Source organism: Bacillus sp. UNC437CL72CviS29 (genome assembly GCF_000482345.1).
Classification (GTDB): domain Bacteria; phylum Bacillota; class Bacilli; order Bacillales; family Bacillaceae_G; genus Bacillus_A; species Bacillus_A arachidis.
Genome location: NZ_AXVB01000029.1, coordinates 41,072 through 47,373, shown reverse-complemented (window position 1 = coordinate 47,373; position 6,302 = coordinate 41,072). Strand labels below are relative to the sequence as shown.

At 40.8% G+C, this 6,302-nt stretch carries 12 protein-coding genes; all 12 read right to left on the bottom strand.

Annotated features, from left to right (window positions below; all coding sequences use genetic code 11):
* Positions 1-171: 171 nt before the first annotated feature.
* The 12 genes from rpsK to rplF all read right to left on the bottom strand — a co-directional run bounded on the left by rpsK (position 172) and on the right by rplF (position 6,287).
* A complete protein-coding gene (gene rpsK, locus M014_RS0119365; protein WP_000101801.1) occupies positions 172-561 on the bottom strand; it encodes a 30S ribosomal protein S11 in 390 nt (129 codons plus the stop codon).
* Between the two features lie 24 nt (positions 562-585).
* Complete coding sequence (rpsM, locus tag M014_RS0119360) at positions 586-951, bottom strand: 30S ribosomal protein S13 (protein ID WP_000090789.1); 366 nt, start codon at positions 949-951, stop codon at positions 586-588.
* A 21-nt stretch (positions 952-972) separates the two neighbouring features.
* Positions 973-1,086, bottom strand: coding sequence for a 50S ribosomal protein L36 (gene rpmJ / locus M014_RS0119355; RefSeq protein WP_000868344.1), 114 nt, complete (start codon positions 1,084-1,086; stop codon positions 973-975).
* A 35-nt stretch (positions 1,087-1,121) separates the two neighbouring features.
* Positions 1,122-1,340 (bottom strand): translation initiation factor IF-1, encoded by a 219-nt coding sequence (infA, locus tag M014_RS0119350; protein WP_001029884.1) that lies wholly within the window; start codon positions 1,338-1,340, stop codon positions 1,122-1,124.
* Between the two features lie 68 nt (positions 1,341-1,408).
* A complete protein-coding gene (gene map, locus M014_RS0119345; protein WP_026593174.1) occupies positions 1,409-2,155 on the bottom strand; it encodes a type I methionyl aminopeptidase in 747 nt (248 codons plus the stop codon).
* Positions 2,155-2,805 carry an adenylate kinase gene (locus M014_RS0119340; protein ID WP_026593173.1) on the bottom strand — a complete coding sequence of 217 codons (651 nt, stop codon included), beginning with the start codon at positions 2,803-2,805 and terminating at the stop codon, positions 2,155-2,157. Before M014_RS0119340 ends, map begins: the two co-directional genes overlap by 1 nt.
* Before the next feature lie 52 nt (positions 2,806-2,857).
* Positions 2,858-4,159 carry a preprotein translocase subunit SecY gene (secY, locus tag M014_RS0119335; protein ID WP_026593172.1) on the bottom strand — a complete coding sequence of 434 codons (1,302 nt, stop codon included), beginning with the start codon at positions 4,157-4,159 and terminating at the stop codon, positions 2,858-2,860.
* The gene (gene rplO, locus M014_RS0119330; protein WP_017150138.1) at positions 4,159-4,599 is read right to left on the bottom strand and encodes a 50S ribosomal protein L15; all 441 of its coding nucleotides are present in this window, start codon (positions 4,597-4,599) and stop codon (positions 4,159-4,161) included. Before rplO ends, secY begins: the two co-directional genes overlap by 1 nt.
* Positions 4,600-4,632: 33 nt before the next feature.
* Positions 4,633-4,815, bottom strand: a complete 183-nt coding sequence (gene rpmD / locus M014_RS0119325) for a 50S ribosomal protein L30 (RefSeq protein ID WP_001085234.1) — start codon at positions 4,813-4,815, stop codon at positions 4,633-4,635.
* A 16-nt stretch (positions 4,816-4,831) separates the two neighbouring features.
* Entirely contained in the window at positions 4,832-5,332 is a 501-nt protein-coding gene (gene rpsE, locus M014_RS0119320; RefSeq protein ID WP_017150137.1) for a 30S ribosomal protein S5, read from the bottom strand.
* A 21-nt stretch (positions 5,333-5,353) separates the two neighbouring features.
* A complete protein-coding gene (gene rplR / locus M014_RS0119315) occupies positions 5,354-5,716 on the bottom strand; it encodes a 50S ribosomal protein L18 (RefSeq protein WP_017150136.1) in 363 nt (120 codons plus the stop codon).
* Positions 5,717-5,747: 31 nt separating this feature from the next.
* The gene (gene rplF / locus M014_RS0119310) at positions 5,748-6,287 is read right to left on the bottom strand and encodes a 50S ribosomal protein L6 (RefSeq protein ID WP_026593171.1); all 540 of its coding nucleotides are present in this window, start codon (positions 6,285-6,287) and stop codon (positions 5,748-5,750) included.
* Positions 6,288-6,302: the final 15 nt, after the last annotated feature.

Here is a 6,302-nt window from a genome sequence, read left to right as displayed (position 1 = left end):
CCTCCTTCAAAACGTCGAAACCCCGGCTAAACAAAGGAAAAACCTCTGTCTAACCGAAAGTCCCCCTTAGGCAGTTCCCGATTGTGCACAACAAGCGATGTTTCTGTACGAAATTTCTCGATAATGCATCATATCCATTATAGACAAAAGGGAAAATTCTATACAGAAAAATTAAACACGACGACGTTTTGGCGGACGACATCCATTATGAGGAACTGGAGTAACATCTCTGATTGCTGTTACTTCTAGACCTGCAGCTTGAAGAGCACGAATTGCAGCTTCACGACCAGCACCAGGACCTTTTACAGTAACCTCTAAAGTTTTTAAACCATGCTCCATTGCAACTTTAGCAGCAGTTTCAGCAGCCATTTGCGCAGCGAATGGAGTAGATTTACGAGATCCACGGAAACCAAGTGCACCAGCACTAGACCAAGAAAGCGCGTTACCGTGAGTATCTGTAAGTGTTACGATTGTGTTGTTGAAAGTAGAACGAATATGAGCTACACCAGCTTCAATATTCTTTTTCACACGTTTTTTACGAGTGTTTGTTTTACGTGCCATTGTTAGTTCAACCTCCTTTACTTATTATTTCTTTTTATTTGCTACTGTACGACGTGGACCTTTACGTGTACGAGCATTGTTTTTAGAGTTTTGACCACGAACTGGTAAACCACGACGGTGACGAAGACCACGGTAAGAACCGATCTCCATTAGACGTTTAATGTTAAGTGATACTTCACGACGAAGGTCTCCCTCAACTTTAATACGATCGATGATATCACGGATACGTCCTAATTCGTCTTCCGTTAAATCACGAACTCGTGTTTCTTCAGAAACACCAGCTTCAGCAAGAATTTTTTCAGCAGTTGTGCGACCAATGCCGAATACGTAAGTTAAAGAAATAACAACGCGTTTGTCACGAGGAATATCTACACCTGCGATACGTGCCATTCCGAATGCACCTCCTTCTGATTAACCTTGTTTTTGTTTATGTTTAGGGTTTTCACAAATAACCATTACTTTTCCACGTCTACGAATAACTTTACATTTTTCGCAGATTGGTTTAACTGACGGTCTTACTTTCATGTCTCGAACCTCCTTAAAGATTACGGAGTGCTATATTATTTAAAACGGTACGTAATACGACCACGATTTAAATCGTACGGAGATAATTCTACCGTAACTTTGTCTCCTGGTAAAATACGAATGAAGTTCATACGGATTTTACCAGAAACGTGAGCCAATACGACATGCCCATTCTCTAATTCTACTTTGAACATAGCATTTGGCAACGTTTCAAGAACGGTACCTTCGACTTCAATTACATCATCTTTAGCCATTCAATAGTTCTCCCTTCTTCAAATCAGTAACATTTTACACTGCTCTGAAATCCCGGAGAGCCAGCTACTTATAAAGTGGTAAGGATTTCGTATCCTGCTTCTGTAAGAGCAATCGTGTGCTCAAAATGGGCACACCATTTACCATCTACCGTTACCACTGTCCAGTCATCAGATAGTGTTTTTACATATCGTCTTCCTTGGTTCACCATCGGCTCAACACAGATGACCATGCCCGGCTTTAATCTAGGACCTTTATTTGGTGGACCATAGTGCGGGATTTGAGGGTCTTCATGTAAGTCTTGCCCGATTCCGTGACCAACATACTCCCTAACGATTGAGAATCCATTATCTTCAACATACGTTTGAATCGCATGTGAGACATTTGATAATCTCTCGCCTGGTTTTATTTGTTCTAGACCAAGATACAACGATTTTTCTGTGACATCAAGTAGCTTTTGAACAGATTCAGAAATGTTTCCTACTGGATACGTCCATGCAGAATCTCCATGGTACCCATTGTATTTCGCACCAATATCGATACTGATGATATCGCCCTCTTGGAGCTTGCGCCTTCCTGGAATCCCATGTACAAGCTCTTCATTTACAGAAGCACAGATGCTTCCCGGAAATCCATTGTATCCTTTAAAAGATGGCGTAGCACCATATTTTCGAATCGTCTTTTCCGCTATTTGATCGAGCTCTTTCGTTGTAATTCCTGGAGTAATATGCTTTTTCAACTCTTGATGAGTTAAAGCAACGATCCTGCCAGCTTCTCGCATGATTTCTATCTCGCGAGGAGTTTTGCAAATGATCATTACGCTAAGCCTCCGATGAGAACATCGATATCAGCAAATACTTTATTGATATCTTGCTCACCATTAATGCTTTGTAAGTAACCAAGCTCTTCATAGAAATCAAGCAAAGGTTGTGTTTGCTTAATATTTACCTCTAAACGATTCGCTACAGTTTCTTCGTTGTCATCAGAGCGTTGATATAATTCGCCACCACATTTATCGCACACATCAGCTTTTGCTGGTGGATTGAATTCTAAGTGGTAAGTCGCACCGCACTCTTTACAAATGCGACGGCCTGTAAGACGTTTTAATAGCAATCCTGAATCCACATTAATGTTTAAAACATAGTCGATTTTTTTGCCAAGATCTTTCATAATCTCTTCAAGAGCAGATGCTTGTGCAACTGTTCGTGGAAAACCGTCTAATAAGAAGCCTTTCACGCAGTCTTCTTGGCTTAAACGTTCACGAACGATTCCAATTGTAACCTCATCTGGTACAAGCGCACCTTTATCAATAAAAGATTTTGCTTGTAAACCAAGTTCAGTTTCAGCTTTCATAGCTGCACGGAACATATCTCCTGTTGAGATGTGAGGGATGTTATACTTGGCAACAATCTGTTCGGCTTGTGTACCTTTACCAGCACCAGGAAGCCCCATTAAAATTAAGTTCATCTTTGTTCCCCCTCATAATGAGCATGTAGGGAAGACACATCTTCCCACTTACTCACTGCTTGATAAACCCTTTGTAATGGCGTTTTACCAGTTGGCTTTCTAGCTGCTTCATTGTTTCTAAAGCAACGCCGACAACGATTAACATACTCGTTCCACCGATCTGTGCAGATGGAGGAAGATTTCCCAGCTTCGTAAAGATAACTGGTAGAATTGCAATCGCTGCTAGGAAAATAGATCCTACAAAGGTCAAACGATACAAGATTTTTGTTAGATATTGCTCTGTATTCTTACCCGGACGAATACCAGGAACATATCCACCTTGTTTGTTTAGATTCTCTGACATTTGTTCTGGATTAACCTGAACAAATGCATAGAAATATGTGAAGGCTACAATGAGCGCAACATATATAATCATTCCCACTGGATGAGAATAGTTAAAGTTTTGGATAATCCACTGCGATATATCATGTTTCGGGAAGAACTGTGCAATAGTTGGAGGCGTAATCAAGAATGAAACAGCAAAAATTACTGGAATAACACCCGCACTATTTACCTTAAGAGGTAAATGTGTGTTTTGTGCTCCAGTATAACTACCATTTCCTCCTGTTACACGCTTCGCATATTGAATTGGAATCTTTCTAACAGCCTGTTGAATGAAGATAACTCCAACAACAACTGCTAGCACAGCTAGTAATATCAATACAACTTTAACGATACTCATGAACAGTTGATCTCCGACATTTTGAAACTGTTGTTGATACACTTGAGATATTACACTTGGGATAGCTGCGGCAATACCAGCAAAGATGAGGATGGAAATACCATTCCCTACACCTTTAGCTGTAATCTGTTCACCTAACCACATTAAAAATGCAGTACCAGCAGTCAGTACCGTAGCAATGTATAAATAAGTGCTCCAACCTGGATTCAAAATTAACTGCCCACCTACCATACCGTTAAAACCGATTGACATACCAAACCCCTGAATAAACGCAAGAACAATTGTAAAGTAACGCGTGAATTGTGTTAATTTACGACGGCCCATTTCGCCTTGCTTCGACCATTCCGAAAATTTAGGAACAACATCCATCTGCAATAATTGCACGATGATGGATGCTGTAATATACGGCATGATTCCCATCGCAAAGATGGAGAAGTTTTTCAAAGCGCCACCGCCAAATGTATTAAGGATTCCTAATGCATTTAACTGATCTTGTGCTTTCAGTACGTCTCCATTTGTAAATGGCACTGGGATAAACGTGCCAATCCTGAATACGATTAACATCGCTAAAGTGAATAATATTTTACGTCTTATCTCAGCAACGCGCATAAAGTTGGAGATTGTACGAAACATTAGATCACCTCAACTGTTCCGCCAGCTGCTTCAATTGCTTCTTTAGCACTTGAAGAGAACTTGTGCGCTTTAACAGTTAGTTTTTTCTCAACTGCTCCGCTTGCAAGAACTTTAACACCGTCGTTTAATTTGCTGATAACGCCAGTTTCCAGCAATAATTCAGGTGTTACTTCTGTACCATCTTCAAAACGATTTAACGTCGCTAAGTTTACGATAGCAAACTCTTTGCGGTTAATGTTTGTGAAGCCGCGTTTTGGTAAACGACGGAATAATGGAGTTTGACCACCTTCAAAGCCAAGACGAACACCGCCGCCAGAACGTGCGTTTTGTCCTTTATGACCTTTACCAGCAGTTTTACCGTTACCAGAACCGATACCGCGACCGACACGGTTACGTACTTTACGAGAACCTTCTGCAGGTTTTAATTCATGAAGTTTCATTCCCAGGCACCTCCTTATATTAATGAGTTATCCTTAAGCTTCTTTTACAGTTACAAGGTGAGAAACTTTGTTGATCATACCAAGAATAGCAGGAGTTTCTTCCTTAACTACAGTTGAATTCAACTTTTTAAGACCTAAAGCTTCTACAGTCGCACGTTGATCTTGCGGACGACCAATTACACTACGAGTGAGGGTAATTTCTAACTTTTTCGCCATTTGTTTTCCCTCCTTCTTAACCTAGTAGCTCTTCTACAGATTTACCGCGTAATTTTGCAACATCTTCAGCACGCTTAAGTTCGCTTAATCCGTTCACAGTAGCGCGAATCATGTTAATTGGTGTGTTAGAACCAAGAGATTTCGAAAGAATATCTTGTACACCAGCTAATTCAAGAACCGCACGAACAGGTCCACCAGCGATTACTCCAGTACCTTCAGCAGCAGGTTTTAGGAATACTTCACCAGCTCCGAAATGTCCGATGATTTCGTGTGGAATTGATGTACCAACTAATGGTACTTCGATTAAGTTTTTCTTAGCATCTTCGATAGCTTTGCGAATAGCATCAGGTACCTCTTGAGCTTTACCAGTACCGAATCCAACATGACCGTTTTTATCACCAACTACAACTAGTGCAGCAAAGCGGAAACGACGACCACCCTTAACAACTTTCGCAACACGGTTTATCGTAACTACACGTTCTTCAAGTTCTAATTTACTTGGGTCAATGCGACGCATCAATTTTCCCTCCTTTGACCATTAAAATTGTAATCCAGCCTCACGAGCAGCTTCAGCTAGAGCTTTAACACGGCCATGGTATAAATAACCACCGCGATCAAATACTACTTCTTTAACACCCTTCTCTACAGCACGCTTAGCAACTAATTCGCCAACTTTCGTAGCAGCTTCAGTGTTGCCTGTACCGTTAAGAGCAAGGTCTTTATCAAGAGTAGATGCACTTACTAATGTTACACCATTCACATCATCAATAACTTGAGCGTAAATGTGTTGATTAGAACGGAATACGTTTAAACGTGGACGTTCTGCAGTACCAGTAAGTTTAGCACGTACACGTGCATGTCTTTTCTTACGAGTCGCATTTTTATCAGCTTTAGTGATCATTCTTGTCACTCCTTTCTTTCACCTAACGGGCTTACTTAGCAGTTTTACCTTCTTTACGACGAACAACTTCGCCTTCGTAACGAATTCCTTTACCTTTGTAAGGTTCTGGAGCACGTACAGCACGAACGTTAGCAGCGAATTCGCCAACACGTTGCTTGTCGATACCTTTAATCACGATCTTAGTTGGAGCAGGAACTTCAACTTCAAGACCCGCTTCAGGAGTCATTTCAACTGGATGAGAGTAACCTACGCTTAATACAAGTTTGTTACCTTGTTTTTGAGCACGGTAACCAACCCCGATTAATTCAAGTCCACGAGTGAAACCTGTAGTTACACCTTCAACCATGTTTCCTAGTAAAGCACGAGTTGTACCATGTAATGCACGGTGTTCCTTCTGTTCAGATGGACGCTCTACTGTTAGGATGTTTTCTTCAATTTTGATAGACATATCAGCATTGAATGTACGAGTTAATTCACCTTTAGGTCCTTTTACTGTTACAGTATTGTTTTCTGTTACTGTGATAGTAACACCTGCAGGGATTTCAAGAATCTTTTTACCAATACGAGACATGTTGTCACACCTCCG